Genomic DNA, 18304 nt, shown 5'->3' on the forward strand with positions numbered 1-18304 from the left:
ATTGAAGTCAGGCGGTCTGGAGTCGTGCCTCGATATCGCGCAGGCTGAGGCCGTAAAGCGCGTCGAGCAATTCCGGAACGAGACTGCCGGGCCCGCCAGCGCGCACGGCCGCCAGTTCACCGGCAATGTTGAAGACGGAGAGGCCGCAGGCCGCCGCCAGCGCCTTGTCGCCCTCCACGGCGCAGAAGGCGGCCAGAACCGCGCCACCGGCGCAGCCTGTCGCCGTGACACGGCTCATGAGCGGGTGCCCGTTCAACAGACGGAAATCCTCGCCTTCGCTCTCGATCTTGTCTTCCGCGCCGGTCACGGCCAGAACCGTTCCACTGGCAATCAGCGCGTCCGCCCTAGCCCTTTCCGGAAACAGGGCCTCGAGTTCAGCCGTGTTCAGACGTACGAGATCAGGCCGGGACGCCAACAGGGTCAGCGCAAAGGCACAGCGTGACGGAGACCGGTCGACAAAGACCGGATCGATGCAGACAGGCCTTTCGGTTGCGCGGGCAGCCTCGATCGCCAGGGGGATGGCGGCCCGCCGGGTCTCGTCCAGCGTGCCAAGATTGACCAGCAATGCGTCTGCGCTTGCCGCAAATCCTGCCACCTCTTCCGGCGCAACCGTCATTGACGGAACAGCGCCAAGCGCCAGCAACGTGTTGGCCGTGAAGGCCTGGGCCACCGCATTGGTGATGGCATGAATGCGCGGCTGTTGCCGTCTGACCTTTTCGAGCAGTCCGTAAACCGTTTCGGGCGTCAGCGATTGCGTGGTGGCAGCAATGGAAAGTGTCATGATCTCAAGTCCCTCCGCCGGTATCAGCCGGATCAGGTTCAAGGAGTTGGCAGGCTGCCTCTCAGCCCGATCCGGAATGGCCGGGCACCCCCATGAGACGCCTGCACGGTTAACAAGCGGCACGGGCGATTGCAAGTGCGGCTTTCCGTCTTGCCGGCCGGACGTTCAACGATTGACTGAAACGCCCAGATGGGCGATGTCCATGGGCATCATTTGGAACAGCAATTCCGGAGCACCGCATGATACCGTTTTTCGTGATGATCAAATGCCAGCTGGGCAAGACCTACCAGGTCGCCAATGCGATTGCCGATGCGGAGATTGCGTCCGAAGTCTATTCGACCAGTGGTGATTATGACCTCTTGGTGAAGTTCTATGTCGATAACGGCGCGGATATCGGCCATTTCGTCAATGAAAAGGTGCACCCGATCGACGGTATCCAGGACACCAAGACGATCATCACCTTCAAGGCTTTTTAGAGCCTATCCGCGTTCTACGGAGAATGTTTCATGCAATTTCTGAAATCGACAGCCCTTTGCCTCGGCCTCGCCCTTTCGTCTGCCGCTATCGCCGCACCGGCCTCCGCGCAGGGCATGCCGCCGGAGCAGATCAAGCAGATCCTTGACCTGACCAAGGCCAACTGGGTTGCCTTTCGCGACTGGCAGGGCCAGGAGCTGATCTATTTCACCCACCTTGAATCCTGGAAATGCGGGATCGACTATGTCTTTTACGGCCTCAATGACGGCCCGATCGACCAGGAGTGGGAACTGGAAGCATGCAACCCGGACAATCCGAACGCGGTCCTGAAGGAAAAGCCCTATCTGGAACGGCCGGCCGGCTCGACCCAGTCAATCAGCGTTCAGCTCATTTTCCCGGACGGCACCAAGAGCCAGGTCGAACGGTTTGAATACAAGCCGCAGTAAGATCTGCCTGGCAACGCATCAGTTGCCTTATTTTGGCGTCAAAGGCGTGGTCGACCTCGCAGCCGCCACGCTGGCGATAACGTTGAACGTTTCCGATTACTGGGTCCCGGACTTGGCTACGCCAATCCGGGATGACAATGGAGACATAAGCTAAACGAGCGAAGGAAAGAGATCATCCCAATTCGGGTTCTTCTCTTCAATCATGCGGATTTTCCAAGCGCGCCTCCAGCGCTTAACCTGTTTTTCGCATTTAATTGCCCAGTCAATTTCTTCGTGCACTTCGAAATAGACCAGCCGATTGATGCAATACTTGGCCGTGAACTTGCTCCCAATACCGTCACGATGCGCTGAAACACGTTCAACAAGATTGTTTGTCACGCCTACATAAAGCGTACCGCCCAATTTGCTGGCGAGAAGATAGACGTAATACTGCTGATCAAGGTGCATTGTTCGCCTTTTGCAGCAATTTGATATGAGACACCTATTTTGTCATCCCGGATTGGCGTAGCCAAGTCCGGGACCCAGTAAATACGGTGCCGGCGGTACAAACACCGCTTGCGGCCGGTCCGTCTCCTGAGGTCCACGCCACAACAACGTTTAAACTTAAGACGCAATCTTAGGCCCCTCACGACCTTGAGGGCGTTGACGCCCTGCGGGCCTTGGTGCGGTCGAGGCCCAGCTTGTGTTCGCGGTAGATGACGAAGATCCCGGCCGCGATCACGATCAGTGCTCCCAGAACCACTTCGCTTACCGGCGTTTCGGAAAACACCAGCCAGCCGATGAGGATCGCCCAGAGCATGTTGACATAATCGAACGGCGCGATGGTCGACGCATCGGCAAAGCGGTAGCTCTGGGTCAGCAGTATCTGGCCGACGCCACCGGCCAGTCCGATCAGGACCAGGAGACCTGCCGTTGGTGCGTCCGGCAGCACCCAGGCCTGCCCCGGCAGCATGAGCCCGAGCGGCAGGGTCAGCAGCGCGAGCAACGTAGAGGCGCCGGCGAACCAGGTGACGATGGTCGAGGTACGTTCGGTCTCGCAAAGCTTGCGCACGGTGATCATGGCGAGCGCCGCAAACCCGGCCCCCAACACGCCGATTGCCGCGCCGAAGGTCGAGGGGCCGTCAAGATGCGCCTCGCCGAGATGTGGCGACAGCACCACCAGGATCCCGACAAAGCCGACCCCGACTGCGCTCCAGCGATAGATCCGGACCTGTTCGCCCAGCAGGAAAAACGCCAGAACAACCACGAAGAGCGGCGTCGCAAAGCCGATGGCGGTGGCATCCGGAAGCGGCAACAGCGACAGCGCCGTGAACATGCAGACCATGGCCGACAGACCGATGGTTGCCCGGATCAGGTGTCCGCGCGGGTTCTGCGTCTGAAAGGCCAGTCCCAACTCCCCGCGCATTGCCACCATCAGCAGCACGGGAAACAGGCCGAAAAAATTGCGCACAAAGACCAGCTGCCCAATCGGCACGGTCTCCGCCGCAATTTTCAGGGCGGTGGCCATAACAAAGAAGATAAGCGTCGAGGCCACCTTCAGCGAAATCCCGAGGAGCGGTGCCTGCCGGGTCATGCCGGTGGGGGCCGGCGGACCGGACAGGCGGGATTTCATGGAAGCAAGGGGCATGGAAAGCAATCTTTGGCCGGCACGGTGATTTCACCTTCTGTGCCTAGCCGGTGACAAAGAAGAAGATGGAAAGTGACAGCCTCCACAAAACAACACTCACAAAACCCAAACGGAGTAGGGATGGTGGGAAGTCAGGGAAGATTGGCTGCGGATAGGACGCCCAGTATCCTGACATTTCTGTGATGTTGCAATCCTGGAGATTGGGAATTTGACCGATTGGACCTTCTTCTAAAGTTTGAGCGCCACACCACAGTCAAATTCAGTCAATAACTCCACAATTGGACATCAATATTTTGCGACGCTCTCCACTTGTCGCCACGTCCACCTATAATTCTCGAAATATCTCCGAATCGAGAGGCTGTGCTCAATGTTCCGTTCGTTTTTTCTCAGCAAAAAGTGGTTTCTCTGGGCTTGGGTTGGATCCGTACTCATTCTTTATGTGACTTGGTACAAGGTCCAGCAGTCTGTGAAGATCAACGAATGGTACGGCACATTTTTCGACATGATCCAGAAGGCGTTGCAAAGTCCTGGCAGCGTCAGCGCGGCGGAATACTGGTCTGGCATTATGGATTTTCTATACGTTGCCATTCCGCTCATAACCGTCGCGGTCATTCTAGAGTTTTTTGTTCGGCATTTTGTATTCAGATGGCGGACAGCAATGAACGACTATTACATGTCTCACTGGCACGTCGTGCGCAATATCGAAGGCGCGGCGCAGCGGGTGCAGGAAGATACAATGAGGTTCGCCCGGATAATGGAAAGTCTGGGCGTATCGTTCATGCGGTCGGTAATGACCCTTGTGGCATTTCTTCCCATCCTTTGGCAGCTTTCCCAACATGTAACGGAACTTCCGCTAATCGGTCAGGTCGAAGGCTCCCTAGTCTTTGCAGCGCTCCTGTCAGCGGCATTCGGCACAGTTCTGCTTGCCTTGGTTGGAATCAAGCTCCCTGGACTGGAATTCAACAACCAGAAAGTCGAGGCGGCCTATAGAAAAGAACTTGTTTACGGCGAGGACCACGAAGACAGAGCGGAGCCTCAAACGATCGTAGATCTTTATAAAGACGTCCGAAAAAACTATTTCAAGCTGTACTTCCATTACCTGTATTTCGACGTCGCAAAGTGGGTTTATTTGCAAGGTGCAGTTCTGATACCTTTTGTAGTTCTCGCTCCAACCATTCTAGCAGGTGCAATTACTTATGGATTGCTACAGCGTATTAGCTCCGCCTTCAGCCAAGTTGAAAACTCCTTTCAATTCCTGGCCAACTCGTGGGGCGTCATCATCGAACTGATCTCGATCCACAAGCGCCTAAGAGCGTTCGAAAAGAACATCTGGGAGTACGAACGCGCAGGTGGAGAGCCCTACCCGCTACCTGCCGAATGAACAGCGGGTTGAGCGTTCAGCCAAAAGACAAAAGGCGTCCGGTTGGACGCCTTTAACTCTACAGATACGATGATTGACCTACCCCGCCGACTGGATCGCCTCCCAGACCCGGATCGGTGTCGCCGGCATGTCGACCAGGTTGCTGACGCCGGCGCCGTCCTTCAGGGCCATCTGAACCGCATTCATCACCGCCGCACAGCCGCCAATCGTGCCGGCCTCGCCGGCGCCCTTGATGCCCATGGCATTGGTGGTCGACGGAATGTTCCGGGTTTCGAAATGGATGTCCGGCAGGTCGGCGGCCCTCAGCATGCGATAGTCGAGCAGAGAGGCGGTCAGAAGCTGGCCATCCTCGTCATAGACCGTCTGTTCGCACAGCGCCTGACTGACGGCTGACGCCGCCCCGCCATGGACCTGACCGGCGAGCAGCAGCGGGTTCACCGTGACGCCGAAGTCGTCGATGATCACGTAATTGGTGAGATCGACGTCGCCGGTGTCCGGATCCACTTCCACCTCACAGACATGGGTGCCGTTGGGATAGGTGTTTTCCGACTGCTTGACCTCTTCGCGCGCCGACAGGGTCTCGCCGGCTTCGGCGACGATCTCCGCCAGTGTCACCTGCTGGTCGGTTCCGACAACACGCACCAGGCCGCTGTCGAGCTCCAGATCCTCGATCCCGGCTTCCAGCCGGTCGGCCGCCAGTTCCTTGACCTTCTTCACCAGCGTCCGGCCGGCTTCGCGCACGGACGGCAGACCGATCGGGATCGAGCGGGACCCGCCGGTGCCGCCGCCTTTCCGCACCCGGTCTGTGTCACCCTGGATCACGTCCACATCCTCAATGGCGACACCGAATTCCTCGGCGACCACCTGGCTGTAGGCGGTTGCATGGCCCTGTCCGTTGGTCTGGGTGCCGATCAAAAGCGTCAGGCTGCCCTTTTCGTCGAGTTCAAGCGTTGCTTCCTCGCCGCCGGCAAAGGCGCAGGCCTCGATATAGGAGCAAAGGCCGATGCCGCGATACTTGCCGGCCGCGGCGCTTGCCTCCTGGCGGGCCTTGAAGCCCGCCCAGTCGGCGACGTCCAGCGCCTTGTCGAGATGTCCGGCGAAATCGCCGGTGTCATACATGCGTCCGGTCTGGGTCGTATAGGGCAGCTGGTCCTGCCTGATGAAATTGCGCTTGCGGATCTCTACCGGGCCGAGGCCGGTTTCCTCCCCCGCCTTGTCGATCAGCCGCTCGATCAGATAGGCCGCTTCAGGCCGCCCAGCGCCGCGGAAGGCATCGGTCGGCACGGTGTGCATGTAGACACCCTCGACCTTCGCAAAGACCGCCGGAATGTCGTAAAGCCCGGACGACATGGAGGTGCCGACGAAGGGGATGAACGGCGCGAACTGGTGCAGATAGGCACCCATGGCCGCCTTCACATGCACCTTCAGTCCGAGAATGCGGTTGTCCGCATCCAGAGCGAGTTCTGCATGGGTGAGATTGTCCCGGCCATGGGCATCGGTGACGAAGTGATCCATGCGCTCCCCGTTCCAGCGCACAGGGCGGCCAAGTTCCTGGGCCGCGATCATCGCCAGCGGATATTCCCGGTAACAGAACATCTTGGTGCCGAAACCGCCGCCGACTTCCGGCGTGATCACCTGCAGCTTGTCCTGTTCAAGCCCCAGAATGCCGCAGATGACACCGCGCAGACCATGTCCGCCCTGGGTGCCCAGCGTCAGCTTGAAACGATCGGTCTCGGATGAAAACTCGGCGACACAGCCGCGCAGCTCCATGTAATTGGCAACGATCCGGTTGTTGACCACGTCGATGGAAACGGTCTTCGCGGCCTTGGCAAAGGCCTCGTCGGTCTTGGCGGCATCGCCCTGCCCGAAGGTGAAGGCGACATTGCTGTCAAACTCGGGCCAGACCTTGACCGCATCAGGTGCCAGGGCGTCCTCGATCCCCACCACGACGTCGAGCGGATCGTAATCCACTTCCAGCATGTCAGCCGCATCGCGCGCCGCGCTGACGCTGTCGGCGACGATAAAGGCGATCGCATCGCCAACATAACGCACTTCGTCCGAACACAGCACCGGCTGGTCGGGAACAGGGTAGTTGCTGCCATCGATCTGCTTCAGGCCGACCTGGCAGGGCATGGTCTTGCCGGCGAGTTCAGCGCCGGTCAGCACCAGATGAACGCCTTCCATGGCGCGGATGTCATCGACATTTTCCAGGCTGATCCTTGCATGCGCCATGGCAGAGCGCACCACGACGGAATGGAGGCAGCCATCCGGCATGTAGTCTGCTGTATAGATGCCCTTGCCCGTGAGAAGCGGAGCATCTTCCTTGCGACGCAAAGGCGCGCCGACACCGAATTTCGGAGTGACCATCTGGTTCATCGAATTGGACCTGCTTGTTTGGGAAGGCAATCCCGAGACGAATTTCAAGCACCATGCACGGTGTCTATATCGTACATAGTGTTCTGAAGCTTGTGAGGCCAGAGGGCGGCCATCGCCTCCCTCGTTGGAAAAATCTTCCCGACTATCTTAAATGATCTCGTCCTCATCAAACAAGGGATCGGCCTCAAGTTGTGAGACAAGGCTGTCGAGCGTCAGTTCCGCATCGTATTTCTCGCTGACATCGGCAATGTGAAACAGGCCATCGCCTTCATTGACGACAGGCAGATTGGTGCGCCCGATGACAAGACCGCCGTACTCTGCAATCACCTCGCGCTCATTCTCGCCGAAGGGATCCGAGACGATGCCGAGCAGCATCTGCGGTTCGACCACATCGCCGATATATTTGAACGGCCGCAGCAGCCCGCCTGCCGGTGACCGCACCCAATAGCTTGACTTGGTCAGGATCGACGGCGCTTTCGGCCGGGTAATGCCCTTCGCGCCAAGCATCTTGAGGGACCGCATCACCCGCAGGATGCCGGAAACGCCCGCGCGGATCGCCATCTCGTCAAACCGAAGCCCCTCGCCTGCCTCGAACACCAGAACGTCCGTGCCCTTGGACTGGGCTGCTTCCCGCATGGAACCTTCGCGCAGCTTGGAGGTCAGAACAACCGGCGCGCCAAAAGCCTTTGCCAGCGTCAGCGTTTCCGGCCGCGACGGCGACACGCGGATCTGCGGCAGGTTGATCCGGTGGATCGCCGCCGAATGCAGATCAATGCCGAAATCCGAGCGATTGACGATCTCCGTCATGAACAGGTTCGCCAGCCGCCCGGCCAGCGAACCGCGCTGACTGCCGGGGAAGGACCGGTTGAGATCGCGCCGGTCCGGCAGGTAGCGGGAATGGTTCAGGAAACCGAACGCATTGACGATCGGCACGACCAGCAGTGTGCCCTTCAGTTTCTCCAGCTCCGGGGCCTCGAGCTGCGGCGCCTTCAGAATCCGGCGCGCGATCTCCACCCCGATCACCTCATCTCCGTGAACCGCCGCGCTGACAAAAAGGACAGGGCCGGGCCGCCGCCCGTGCAGCACATGCACCGACATGGTGACGGGCGTATGATCCGACAGCACGCTGACCGGCAGGTCCACCGTGCGCCGTGTCCCGGGTGCAATCGAATGCTCACCGATCAGGAAGGGGTCGACTGTCTTTTTCACCCCTTGCCCTTCGTCTTGGTCTTTCCGGCCACCGCATGTTTGGCGAGAAAATCGATGATCTTCCCGGCCGCATCGATCCCGGTCGCTTTTTCAACGCCCTCCAGGCCGGGCGAGGAGTTCACTTCCATCACGACAGCCCCGTGATTGGACCGGAGCATATCGACACCGCAGACATTGAGCCCCATCGTTTTGGCAGCCCGAACGGCGGTGGAGCGTTCCTCCGGGGAGATCTTGATCGGCTTGGCGCTGCCGCCGCGGTGAAGATTGGAGCGAAACTCACCTTCGGCCCCTGTCCGCTGCATGGCAGCAATCACCTTGCCGCCGACAACGATTGCCCGAATATCCGAGCCCCCTGCTTCCTTGATGAATTCCTGCACCAGAATATTCACATTGGCACCGCGAAAGGCCTCGATGACCGACTTTGCCGAGCGTTCCGTATCGGCGAGGACCACGCCGATGCCCTGCGTGCCTTCCAGAAGCTTGATCACGACGGGTGCCCCGCCGGCCGTCTGCAGCACTTCCTCCGTCATCTTCGGATCATGGGCAAAGGTTGTCACCGGCAGGCCAATGCCGTCCCGCGCGAGCAGCTGCATGGACCGCAGCTTGTCGCGCGAGCGACCGATGGCAACCGATTCATTCAGCGGATAGACGCCCATCATCTCGAACTGGCGCAGCACCGCCAGGCCGTAGAAGGTCACCGACGCACCGATCCGCGGGATCACCGCGTCATAGCCGGTCAGCTTGTCACCGTTGTAGTAGATTTCGGGTCGCCTGGAGGCGATGTTCATGTAGCAGCGCAGCGTGTTGATGATGTCCAGCTGGTAGCCGCGTTCCTCCGCGGCTTCCTTCAGGCGCCGGTGCGAATAGAGCTCCGGGTTCCGGGCCATCATTGCAATCTTCATGAATCTCATCCCCTGCTCTCGGCCTTCAAACAGGCCGCTGCCTGACATCGACTTCAGTGTTGGGTAACCGGTGCGGGCTTGCCGGCCAGAAAGGACCGGCCGGCATTCACCAGGACATTGCGCCGACGAATTGCCGTTCGCCCGAGGATCATGTCGAAGCCCATATTGCTCCGGTCCGCGAGCGACACATCCACGTGCCAGTGATGGGTGCCAAGATGAAGCAGGGTTCTGATCACCACCCGGCTTTCCGGCACGCCGCCTGTGTTCTTGATGTTCCGCTCATCCAGAACGGGCACTTCGACCCGAAAGTCACTGTGATGCCTGGAGGCAGGAACCCGGAAACGCACCCAACGCGCGCCATCCCGGTTGAACAGTTCCTGCTCCTCGGCGTGAAGTGCCGATGTGCGGGCGCCGGTGTCGATCTTGGCACGCATGTCAAAGACGCCAAGTTCCGGCAGGCTGACAATTTCGCGCCAGCCGATAATGTCGGCCGAAACGGCCGGGCGGACTGATTTTGTCCTTGTCATTCAATAAGTTCCCAGCACCTTCTTCTACGGAAGGCATGTCGCGACCACCCTCGGTTTCGAGCATGGCACGGCATCGGGATCGGCGCAATACGGGGGCGCCACGAGGCCCGACCGCAATCAGCAACCGGCCCCGTCTCGGGATCAGGAATAAGGGTTTTTCGGGCTTCGGTCGTCCGACAGGCTGCGCCGTGTCTCCCGCGTCAGAAGTTCGATCGCATCGGCCAGATGAACTTCCTGGATATTGTAGTCGCCGCGCGCCACCCGGATCCGGTGCGCCTCCAGCATGACTTCGCCCATCTGGACACCTTCAGGTGGTTTGAACCGGTAACTTGCCAGTTCGATCAGAAGACCCAGCGGATCGCGGAAATAGATGGAATCCATGAAACCGCGATCCTTCGGCCCGCTGTGCTCGATGCCGCGTGCCTCCAGCCGCTCGGCGATCTGGCGGAATGTCGCCTGCGAAACATCAAGTGCCAGATGGTGGACGCAGCCGATGGTCTGCGGCGCCGGCTCCGGATCCGGCTTGCGCTCCTCGTTGGTGAAGATCGTGATCAGCCGACCATCGCCGGGGTCAAAATAGAGATGGCTCTGGTTGGGATCATCCAGATTGGGCTGTTCGAAAACAAAGGGCATGCCAAGCACGCCTTCCCAGAAATCGATGGATGTCTGCCGGTCCGCCCCGGTCAGCGTGATGTGGTGAATGCCCTGTGTCTGGATTTTCTGCATGGCCTTCCTCCCTCGGTTTTCCAGAAAAGTATGGGCCACAAGGCGCAGAAGACAAACCGGGCCTCTTCCTTTCGCCCTCAAAACCGCTAGACTTGTTGCAAGCGCAACAATCCGCTCTTCTTGAGCCACGCCCCTGCTCCGGCCCTGTCGGGACCGCCGCATGCGCATGCCGTCCGGCAAGGAACATAAATGGACATGCCAGCCAAGGACCCCGCCCCCGACAAGGCGCGTGGCAACCCGATCCAGCGACACTTCACCCGCATGACGGCCAATTTGCCTTCCAATACCATCGGTGCGCTCTGGATCCTTTTGGCTGCCTTCCTGTTCTCGATCATGGTGACCATGATCAAGTTTCTCGGTCAGGATCTGTCTGTTTTTCAGATCCTGGTGGTTCGCCAGGCCATCATGCTGGCCATTGTTGCCCCCACGATCCTGCGCGGTCTGCCCGGGTCGCTGGCCACCAAACGGCCGGGCCTGCAGCTGACCCGCATTCTGTTCGCCTCCACCGCCATGCTGTGCGGCTTCACCGCCGTCATCGAAATGCCGCTGGCCGACGCGACGGCAATCAGCTTTTCCAAGACGTTCTTCATCACCATTTTCGCCATCTGGCTCCTGGGTGAAACCGTCGGGGTGCATCGCTGGGGCGCAACCATCATCGGCTTTCTCGGCGTTGTGCTGATGCTGCGCCCGGACGGTGAAGGCCTGATCGATCCTTACGCCCTGCTGGCAATTGCCGGGGCCGCCTGTGCCGGCATGGTGATGATCGTCGTGCGCCTCCTGACCCGCACAGATCCGCCGGTGACCATCCTGACCTACCAGGCATTTGGCGTCGGCCTGATCATGGCGGCACCTGCGGTCTACACCTGGCAGGCACCGACCCTTGGCCAGTGGGGCCTGCTCCTGGTGATCGGCGCCATATCCTGGGCCGCGCAAATGGCCAATATTCGCGCCTTCAAGGCCGGAGAAGCCACGGCGATCGCCTCGCTCGACTACACACGGCTGCTCTACGCCACGATCTTCGGCGCGCTGGTCTTCAGCCAGTGGCCAAGGGTGGAAACGCTGATCGGCGCCGCCATCATCATCGCCGCCTCGATCTACACGGTCCGCCGCGAAGCCAAGCGCGGCCGGGAACTGGCCCGGGCGTCTGACGGCCGCGGGTATAACAGCTAGGAAATCTGCCCACGTTCCTGAAGTTTGGGCGGCAGCCACCAAGCTCTCGATTGTCATCGCCGCGCAGGCGGGGACCCAGTAAACGCAGGCGGGGACCCAGTAAACGCAGGCGGGGACCCAGTAAACGCAGGCATCTCGGTGAAAAAACGTCGACCGGTGTCTACTGGATCCCGGTCTTGGCGTACGCCAACCGGGATGACAAATCAGCAGGCGCCGAACGTCAGGGCGCACGATCAACGCTCGCTCGCATTGCCTTCGTCATCCCATGGCTTGACCATGGGATCCATGCCATGGGCTCTCCGCGGACAGGGCGGCGCTCGAGGCGACGAAACGGCATGGATTGCAGGGTCGAGCCCTGCAATGACAAAAATGGATAAACCGTGCGGCAGTCTTGCAATGTCATCCCCGCGCAGGCGGGAACCCGGGAAGCCTCATGGTCTCTTTTCGTACCCGACTGTTACCTCTCAAGTGTCCCGGGTCTCATCTGCGCTGCATCCGGGGTGACAAACAGCTGGCGCCGAACGTCAGGGCGCACGAACACCGCTCGCTCGCACTGCCTTCGTCGTCCCATGGCTTGACCATGGGATCCATGCCATGAGCTCTCCGCAGACAGGGCTGCGCTCAAGGCGACGAAACGGCATGGATTGCAGGGTCGAGCACTGCAATGACGAAAATGGATAAACCGTGCGGCAGTCTTGCAATGTCATCCCCGCGCAGGCGGGAACCCGGGAAACCTCACGTCTCTGTTCGTACCCGACTGTTACCTCCCAGTTGTCCCGGGTCCCGGGTCTCCGCTTCGCTTCGCCCGGAATGACAGCCAGGGCATGCGTTGGTCCAGAACCACGAAACGCGCGTCGGGGACGCGCGTTTCAAGACGGACAGATTTTAGCCTACCTCAAGCACTCTTGGCTTCGGCCATCGCCCGTTTCTGGGCTTCTTCTTCGACAAGTTCCTTCTTGGAGAGCTTGCCGACCATGGTCTTGGGCAGCTCGTCGCGGAACTCGAATTCCCTTGGCAGCTCAATGGTCGACAGATGATCCTTCAGAAAGGTCTTCATCTCCTCGGCAGTCATTGAATAGCCGTCCTTCAGCTTGATGAAGGCCTTTGGTGTCTGGCCGCGATATTCGTCCGGGACGGCAATGACGATGGTCTCGTCAACGGCCTCGTTCTGATAGATCGCTTCCTCGATGACACGCGGATAAACATTGTAGCCGGAGCACAGGATCAGGTCCTTGATGCGGTCGACGAGATAGATGAAACCGTCCTCGTCGATATAGCCGACATCGCCGGTATGGAGATAACCGTCCTCGGTGATCGTGTCGGCCGTGGCGTCATCGCGCTTCCAGTAGCCCTTCATGATCTGCGGGCCGTGCAGCATCAATTCGCCCTTTTCGCCCTGCGCCACCTCGGTAACCCGGTCCTCGATGCTGACGAAGCGTGCCTTGGTGCCTGGGGCAAGACGCCCGATGGAACCGGCGCGGCGATTTTCATCGAGCGGATTGACGGCAGCAACAGGTGAGGATTCCGTCAAACCATAGCCCTCTACCAGGACGCAGCCGGTGATCTTTTCGAAACTCTCCTTCACCTCGACCGGAAGCGGTGCACCACCGGACAGACACAGCCGGATGCTGGTGAGGTCGTATTTCTCGGTCATGGGCGAATTGTTGATCGCCGTATAGATGGTCGGCACGCCCGGAAACAGGGTCACTTTCTTGCGGACGATCGCATCCAGCAGGGCTTTCAGCTCGAAGCGCGGCTGCAGCACCATTTCAGCGCCCAGGATAATGGAGAGGTTCTGGGCCACCGTCATGGCAAAGACATGGAAGAACGGCAGAACGCAGAGCATCCTCTCTTCGCCCGGTTTGGCCTTTTCGAAGATGCAGCGCATCTGCTCGATATTGGCCGCCAGGTTCTTGTGCGTCAGCATGGCGCCCTTCGGCACACCGGTGGTGCCGCCGGTATATTGCAGAACGGCGATGGACTCGTTCACATCAATATCGACCGGCTTCGGCGTGTTGCCGCTGGTCTGCAGGTCGTCGAACCAGATATGGGCGTCATCCTTCGGGATGTCGGCCAGCTCCTTGCGCTTGAACAGGCTGAACAACACCTTCTTGACGCTCGGCAGGCAGAAACTCATCGGACAGACGATGATCTTGTCGAGGATCTTTTCCTTCCGGACCTCTTCGACCTTGTCGTAGATGACCTTCAGATCCATGGTCACCATGATCCGCACGTCGGCGTCACGTGCCTGGAAGGAGATTTCCCGCTCCACATAAAGCGGATTGAAGTTGGCAACCGTGGCACCGATCTTCAGGATCGCGAAGTAGAAGATCGTGTAATAGGGCGTGTTGGGCAGGCACAGCCCGACATTGACACCGGGCCCGACGCCCATCGCCTGAAGGCCAGCCGCGGTGCGATCGACCAGTTCGCCGATCTCCGCATAGGTCCAGACCTTGCCCATGAAATCGGCGGCCGGGCGCGCACCGAACTCGGAAACGGTCGTTTCGAGATACTCGTGTACTGGACGGGGCACAAACGCCGCGTTCCACTCCTCCGCAGTCGTCATAAAGTTCTCCAACGCGTTTTTATGCCACTCGTGCGGGCGGGTCTTCGACCTGAAATCCGGTTCTGCGCCTCCACGCGCCAACCGGACATTCCCCCCTCCGGATCCCGTCCGCCAATGTGGCATTGCCTCTTTGGGTGCCTCCTGACATGACGCAACCTTCCGCAAACGTCAACTCGCGACGTAACGACACCTCGGCACTTTTTTGCACCTGCACAGTCTGATCTGTTAGATAAGACGGCGGCAGGAAATGGCAATAGCGTCGCCAAATCAAAAGCTTATCCCGTTGGAAAGCTTGCCGGAAAATTATCGCTTCGGCCAGACCCATTTAGGTGTATCCGCGCCATCCACAACCGTCTCACCCAGCTCTTTTCGCAAATCATAGCGCAGACAGCCGGGTTCACAGGCCAGTTCGTCGACCAGGACACCGGCATGCGACACGACGATCACCTGCGTCTTTTGAGCCGCCTTTGCGATCAGCCGGGCGAGCGGTTCCAGCAGCGCCGGATGCAGACTGGTTTCCGGCTCGTTCAGTACGATCAGTGGAGCGGGTCTCGGCGACAGAAGGGCTGCGGTCAGAAGCAGATAGCGCAGCGTACCATCGGAGAGTTCACTCGCCCGAAGCGATCTTAACAGCCCCTTCTGCCGCATCAGCAACTCAAAATAACCGTCATTCACCGAGATCTCGATGGCAGCGCCCGGAAAGGCATCGTCGATGGCCTCGGCCAGCTCCTGTTCATCGCCGATCTCCTGGATGGTCTGGAGCGCGGCGGCCAGGTCGCCGCCATCGCCGCTCAAGACGGGCGTGCGCGTGCCAATTTTTGGGAACCTTGCCGGTGCCTCGCGATCGGTGCGCAGATGATCGTAGAAACGCCAGGCTCGCATGCGTTCACGCATCACCAGCAGTTCCAGCCCGTCCTTCGGGTCTGCCGCATGGGTCATCATGCTGTCGAACCGCGCCAGGGTCTGCAGAACGGGGATCCTCTGTCCCCGCTCGTTCAAGACCCTGACGGTCGGACCGTTGCGCCCGGCGATCTCGTTGGACCGGGACAGGGCCTCACCTGCCCACAGCGCTTCCGCCTTGATTTCCGGATCCATCGAAAACAGCGAACCGCCGGCATCCGCCGGCAATCCGAGATCGATGGCATAGCCGTAATCCTCGTCGGCAAAGCCGAGTTTCAGGCTGACGACATTCTTGCGCACGGTGCCCTGCACCGGCATCTCACCGCGCTTCATCGCCCGTGAAAAGGCTTCCGGTCCCGCCCAGAGTGTTGAGTTCAAGCCGCCTTCTGCAGCCAGCGAGGCGATTGCCTGGCCCTGGGCCACCTCGGCCAGCAACCGGATTGACCGGTAGAGACTCGATTTGCCGCTGCCATTCGCCCCGGTCACAAGCGTGATCCGGTCCAACGGCAAAACCAGGTCGCGCAGGGAACGGTAACCGGAGACCGCAAGAGTGAGAATCATGAAAGAACTGCCTTAAACCTGAAAATGTGCCATCATGCGGGAAATGGGGAAATAGCCGGACCTTGCGGCGTTTTCGTGCTGGTCCGGCAACAGGTGCCGGGGCCGATGTTTAATCCGCATGAAACGCAGGAAGATAGTTTTGCCCACAAGCTGGCCATGCTCTTCTTCGCCTCCGTGCTGGTGCTGATTTCCCTGTTCCTGCACTTTGACAGTGCCCTGAAATATTCCCTCCTGACCAGCTTCGGCGACACGGTCGAAGGACGCATTGTCGCCCTTCAGAACGCCCCTCAGGATCCGGCCGTCATCGAGAAACGAAAGCGCGAAAACCCTCGGAACTTCCTGAAAAACCCGAGCACCTGGACCCGGGGCGACACGCTGGTGATCGACTATCGGCCGAAAAACGAGCCCCTGCGGACCCTGGTGGTGACGCTGCCCGCCAATCTTGTCGACAAGAAGACCCGCGAAGCGATCGATGTTGTCTATCTGCCGATCAATCCGAAGATCGCCTATCCCGCCGAGTTCCTTGCCGGTTTTGCCTTTGACAACAAGGTGTTCAAGATCTCCCTGATCATCGGCCTCGTGCTTTTCTGGCTCGGCCTGGAAGAGGGCTGGGCCTGGGCCCGTTTCAGGCGGCGCATGCGCCGTTACTGACCCTCTTCAGGATCCCTGATCGATCAGCTCGAACTTGTTGACATCGAACACGCCGAAATCCGTGATCTTCAGGTGCGGGATTACCGGCAGCGGCAGGAAGGCCACCTGCAGGAAGGGCTCGGCCAGTGTGCAGCCGAGTGACTTGGCGGCGGCCCGAAGCTCTTCCAGATGCTCCTTGACTGTTTCGAACGGTTCCAGGCTCATCAGTCCGGCCAGCGGCAGTGCGAGATCTGCCATGACGCCTGTCTCGTCGGCCACGGCAAAGCCGCCCTTCATCCCGATCACCCGGTTGACGGCATGAGCCATGGCCGCCTCGTTGGCGCCGACAACACAGATATTGTGGCTGTCATGACCGACGGAGGACGCAATCGCGCCGCGCTTCATGCCGAATCCGTTGACGAAGCCAAGACCGATATTGCCGGTGCCCTTGTGACGTTCGACCACCGCCACCTTCAGGACATCCTGGTCAAGGTCTGCCAGGGTCTTGCCACCGGTGACCGGCAAGGTGCGTTTCAGATGCTCGGTGATGATCTTGCCCGGCACCACGCCGATCACATCTGCTTCGCTGTTGCGGGCCGGAATATCGAATTTCTCCGCGGAGACCGCGGCCACCTTGACGCTGTCGAGCCCGACAGGAGAAACCACGGTCCGACAAGAAAAGGCCTCGTCACCGGCGATCACGCCGCCACAAATGACCTTGGCCACCCGGCAATCTTCAAAGTCGCTCAGAAGCGCAATATCCGCCCGTTTGCCCGGGGCAATCACGCCCTTGTCCTTCAAGCCGAAGGCATTGGCAGCGGACCAGCTGGCTGCCCGATAGGCATCGAGCGGCCGGATCCCCTTGGCGATCAGCCGCCGGATCATGCTGTCGAGATGGCCTTCCTCGGCAATGTCGAGCGGATTGCGATCATCCGTGCACAGCGCAACAAAGGCCGACACATCCGGGGTCAGGATCGGGGCAAGCGCCTCCAGATCCTTGGAAACGGAGCCTTCGCGCATCAGGATAGTCATGCCCTTGGCAAGTTTTTCAAGCGCTTCCTCGGCGTTCGTTGCCTCGTGATCGGTGCGGATACCGGCCGCGAGATAGCCATTGAGCCCCATGCCGACAAGAAGGGGCGCATGGCCGTCGATATGCCCGTCCTGGAAGGCTGCGAGCTTTGCAAGCACCTTTGGATCGCGTGCCAGAACCCCCGGAAAATTCATGAATTCCGCTAGGCCGATCACCTTGGCATGACCGCGGAACGGCAGCAGGTCCTTAATCTCCAGACAGGCGCCGGCAGTCTCGAAAGCGGTTGCGGGCACGCAAGACGACAGATTGACCCGAAGGTCCATGACGGTTTCGAGCGAACTGTCGAGAAAATACCGAATTCCCTCCGCACCCAGCACATTGGCAATCTCGTGTGGGTCACAGATCGCGGTTGTCACGCCGTGCGGCAGCACGCAACGGTCAAATTCAAACGGGGTGACCAGCGAGGATTCCACATGCAGATGCGTGTCGATGAAGCCCGGCACGGCCGTCAGACCAGAGCCGTCAATCTGCTCCTTGCCGTCATACTCGCCATGTGTGCCAACGATCCGGTCGCCGACCACAGCAATATCTGTCCGGGTTGTCGTGCCATCGACAACGCTGAACATTGCAACATCCTTGATTACCAGGTCGGCGGGCTGTTCCCCTGCACCGGCGGCAATTGCCTGTGCCAGAAAAGCTTCATCGTGGTGGACCGGCATGTTTGTTCTCCGATTCTTTTTCTGCCTCCGACAATACGAAACTACGGCGCCTCGGCAACGCTTTCCCGCCTGACGTGAATTTTCGTGGCCACGCAGAACTCGACGGGTATCACCTCAATTCCACGTCTTGCAATTCCCTCGGACGGCACCATTTACCTTCCGCAAGGGAAATAATAGAATAAATTCAGCCGAAAACTTATACACTTATTTCAAATCCTTACCGCATCGCAGCATCGAAAATGCGCACCGCAAGGGCGGAATCGAATTGACAGGCTTCCG

Annotated in this window: 16 protein-coding genes and 1 riboswitch; of the genes, 5 read left to right on the forward strand and 11 right to left on the reverse strand. The window is 59.5% G+C overall.

The genetic code is table 11. The features are described 5' to 3' along the window. Nucleotides 1-7: 7 nt before the first annotated feature. Nucleotides 8-781: a hydroxyethylthiazole kinase gene (locus CHH27_RS10455; protein ID WP_094074661.1), complete on the reverse strand. Its 774-nt coding sequence runs from the start codon at nucleotides 779-781 to the stop codon at nucleotides 8-10. Then, a riboswitch (TPP riboswitch) is annotated at nucleotides 773-883 on the reverse strand. It overlaps the preceding gene by 9 nt. Before the next feature lie 137 nt (nucleotides 884-1020). Here CHH27_RS10455 and CHH27_RS10460 point away from each other — a divergent pair. Beyond that, complete coding sequence (locus CHH27_RS10460; RefSeq protein ID WP_094071534.1) at nucleotides 1021-1257, forward strand: Lrp/AsnC ligand binding domain-containing protein; 237 nt, start codon at nucleotides 1021-1023, stop codon at nucleotides 1255-1257. 30 nt (nucleotides 1258-1287) lie between these two features. Then, nucleotides 1288-1701, forward strand: a complete 414-nt coding sequence (locus tag CHH27_RS10465) for a hypothetical protein (protein WP_094071535.1) — start codon at nucleotides 1288-1290, stop codon at nucleotides 1699-1701. 150 nt (nucleotides 1702-1851) lie between these two features. On the opposite strand, the gene CHH27_RS10470 is transcribed toward CHH27_RS10465, so the two are convergent. Continuing rightward, nucleotides 1852-2148 carry a GIY-YIG nuclease family protein gene (locus CHH27_RS10470; protein ID WP_094071536.1) on the reverse strand — a complete coding sequence of 99 codons (297 nt, stop codon included), beginning with the start codon at nucleotides 2146-2148 and terminating at the stop codon, nucleotides 1852-1854. A gap of 178 nt (nucleotides 2149-2326) precedes the next feature. Beyond that, complete coding sequence (locus CHH27_RS10475; RefSeq protein WP_094071537.1) at nucleotides 2327-3328, reverse strand: DMT family transporter; 1002 nt, start codon at nucleotides 3326-3328, stop codon at nucleotides 2327-2329. 349 nt (nucleotides 3329-3677) lie between these two features. Between CHH27_RS10475 and sbmA the strand changes: the two genes are divergently transcribed. Beyond that, nucleotides 3678-4709: a peptide antibiotic transporter SbmA gene (gene sbmA, locus CHH27_RS10480; RefSeq protein WP_305773791.1), complete on the forward strand. Its 1032-nt coding sequence runs from the start codon at nucleotides 3678-3680 to the stop codon at nucleotides 4707-4709. 78 nt (nucleotides 4710-4787) lie between these two features. Here the strand turns inward: sbmA and CHH27_RS10485 are convergent, their stop codons facing one another. The 5 genes from CHH27_RS10485 to CHH27_RS10505 all read right to left on the reverse strand — a co-directional run bounded on the left by CHH27_RS10485 (nucleotide 4788) and on the right by CHH27_RS10505 (nucleotide 10449). Beyond that, nucleotides 4788-7085, reverse strand: a complete 2298-nt coding sequence (locus CHH27_RS10485) for a xanthine dehydrogenase family protein molybdopterin-binding subunit (protein ID WP_094071539.1) — start codon at nucleotides 7083-7085, stop codon at nucleotides 4788-4790. 147 nt (nucleotides 7086-7232) lie between these two features. Beyond that, nucleotides 7233-8294, reverse strand: a complete 1062-nt coding sequence (locus CHH27_RS10490) for a succinylglutamate desuccinylase/aspartoacylase family protein (protein ID WP_094071540.1) — start codon at nucleotides 8292-8294, stop codon at nucleotides 7233-7235. After that, a complete protein-coding gene (gene rimK / locus CHH27_RS10495; protein WP_094071541.1) occupies nucleotides 8291-9196 on the reverse strand; it encodes a 30S ribosomal protein S6--L-glutamate ligase in 906 nt (301 codons plus the stop codon). The genes CHH27_RS10490 and rimK overlap by 4 nt, the downstream gene beginning before the upstream one ends. 53 nt (nucleotides 9197-9249) lie before the next feature. Then, complete coding sequence (locus tag CHH27_RS10500) at nucleotides 9250-9723, reverse strand: RimK/LysX family protein (RefSeq protein WP_094071542.1); 474 nt, start codon at nucleotides 9721-9723, stop codon at nucleotides 9250-9252. Nucleotides 9724-9864: 141 nt separating this feature from the next. Further along, nucleotides 9865-10449: a VOC family protein gene (locus CHH27_RS10505; protein ID WP_094071543.1), complete on the reverse strand. Its 585-nt coding sequence runs from the start codon at nucleotides 10447-10449 to the stop codon at nucleotides 9865-9867. A gap of 195 nt (nucleotides 10450-10644) precedes the next feature. On the opposite strand from CHH27_RS10505, the gene CHH27_RS10510 reads away from it, so the two are divergent. Beyond that, complete coding sequence (locus CHH27_RS10510) at nucleotides 10645-11619, forward strand: DMT family transporter (protein WP_208988796.1); 975 nt, start codon at nucleotides 10645-10647, stop codon at nucleotides 11617-11619. Between the two features lie 895 nt (nucleotides 11620-12514). Here the strand turns inward: CHH27_RS10510 and CHH27_RS10515 are convergent. After that, nucleotides 12515-14185 carry a long-chain fatty acid--CoA ligase gene (locus tag CHH27_RS10515; RefSeq protein WP_094071545.1) on the reverse strand — a complete coding sequence of 557 codons (1671 nt, stop codon included), beginning with the start codon at nucleotides 14183-14185 and terminating at the stop codon, nucleotides 12515-12517. A 303-nt stretch (nucleotides 14186-14488) separates the two neighbouring features. Continuing rightward, the gene (locus CHH27_RS10520) at nucleotides 14489-15646 is read right to left on the reverse strand and encodes an AAA family ATPase (protein ID WP_094071546.1); all 1158 of its coding nucleotides are present in this window, start codon (nucleotides 15644-15646) and stop codon (nucleotides 14489-14491) included. 105 nt (nucleotides 15647-15751) lie between these two features. On the opposite strand from CHH27_RS10520, the gene CHH27_RS10525 reads away from it, so the two are divergent. Continuing rightward, complete coding sequence (locus tag CHH27_RS10525; protein WP_094071547.1) at nucleotides 15752-16297, forward strand: hypothetical protein; 546 nt, start codon at nucleotides 15752-15754, stop codon at nucleotides 16295-16297. 6 nt (nucleotides 16298-16303) lie between these two features. Here CHH27_RS10525 and ade read toward each other — a convergent pair whose 3' ends face one another. Then, entirely contained in the window at nucleotides 16304-18025 is a 1722-nt protein-coding gene (gene ade / locus CHH27_RS10530; protein WP_094071548.1) for an adenine deaminase, read from the reverse strand. Between the last annotated feature and the right edge of the window lie 279 nt (nucleotides 18026-18304).

It is taken from the genome of Labrenzia sp. VG12, assembly GCF_002237595.1.
Taxonomy (GTDB): Bacteria; Pseudomonadota; Alphaproteobacteria; order Rhizobiales; family Stappiaceae; genus Roseibium.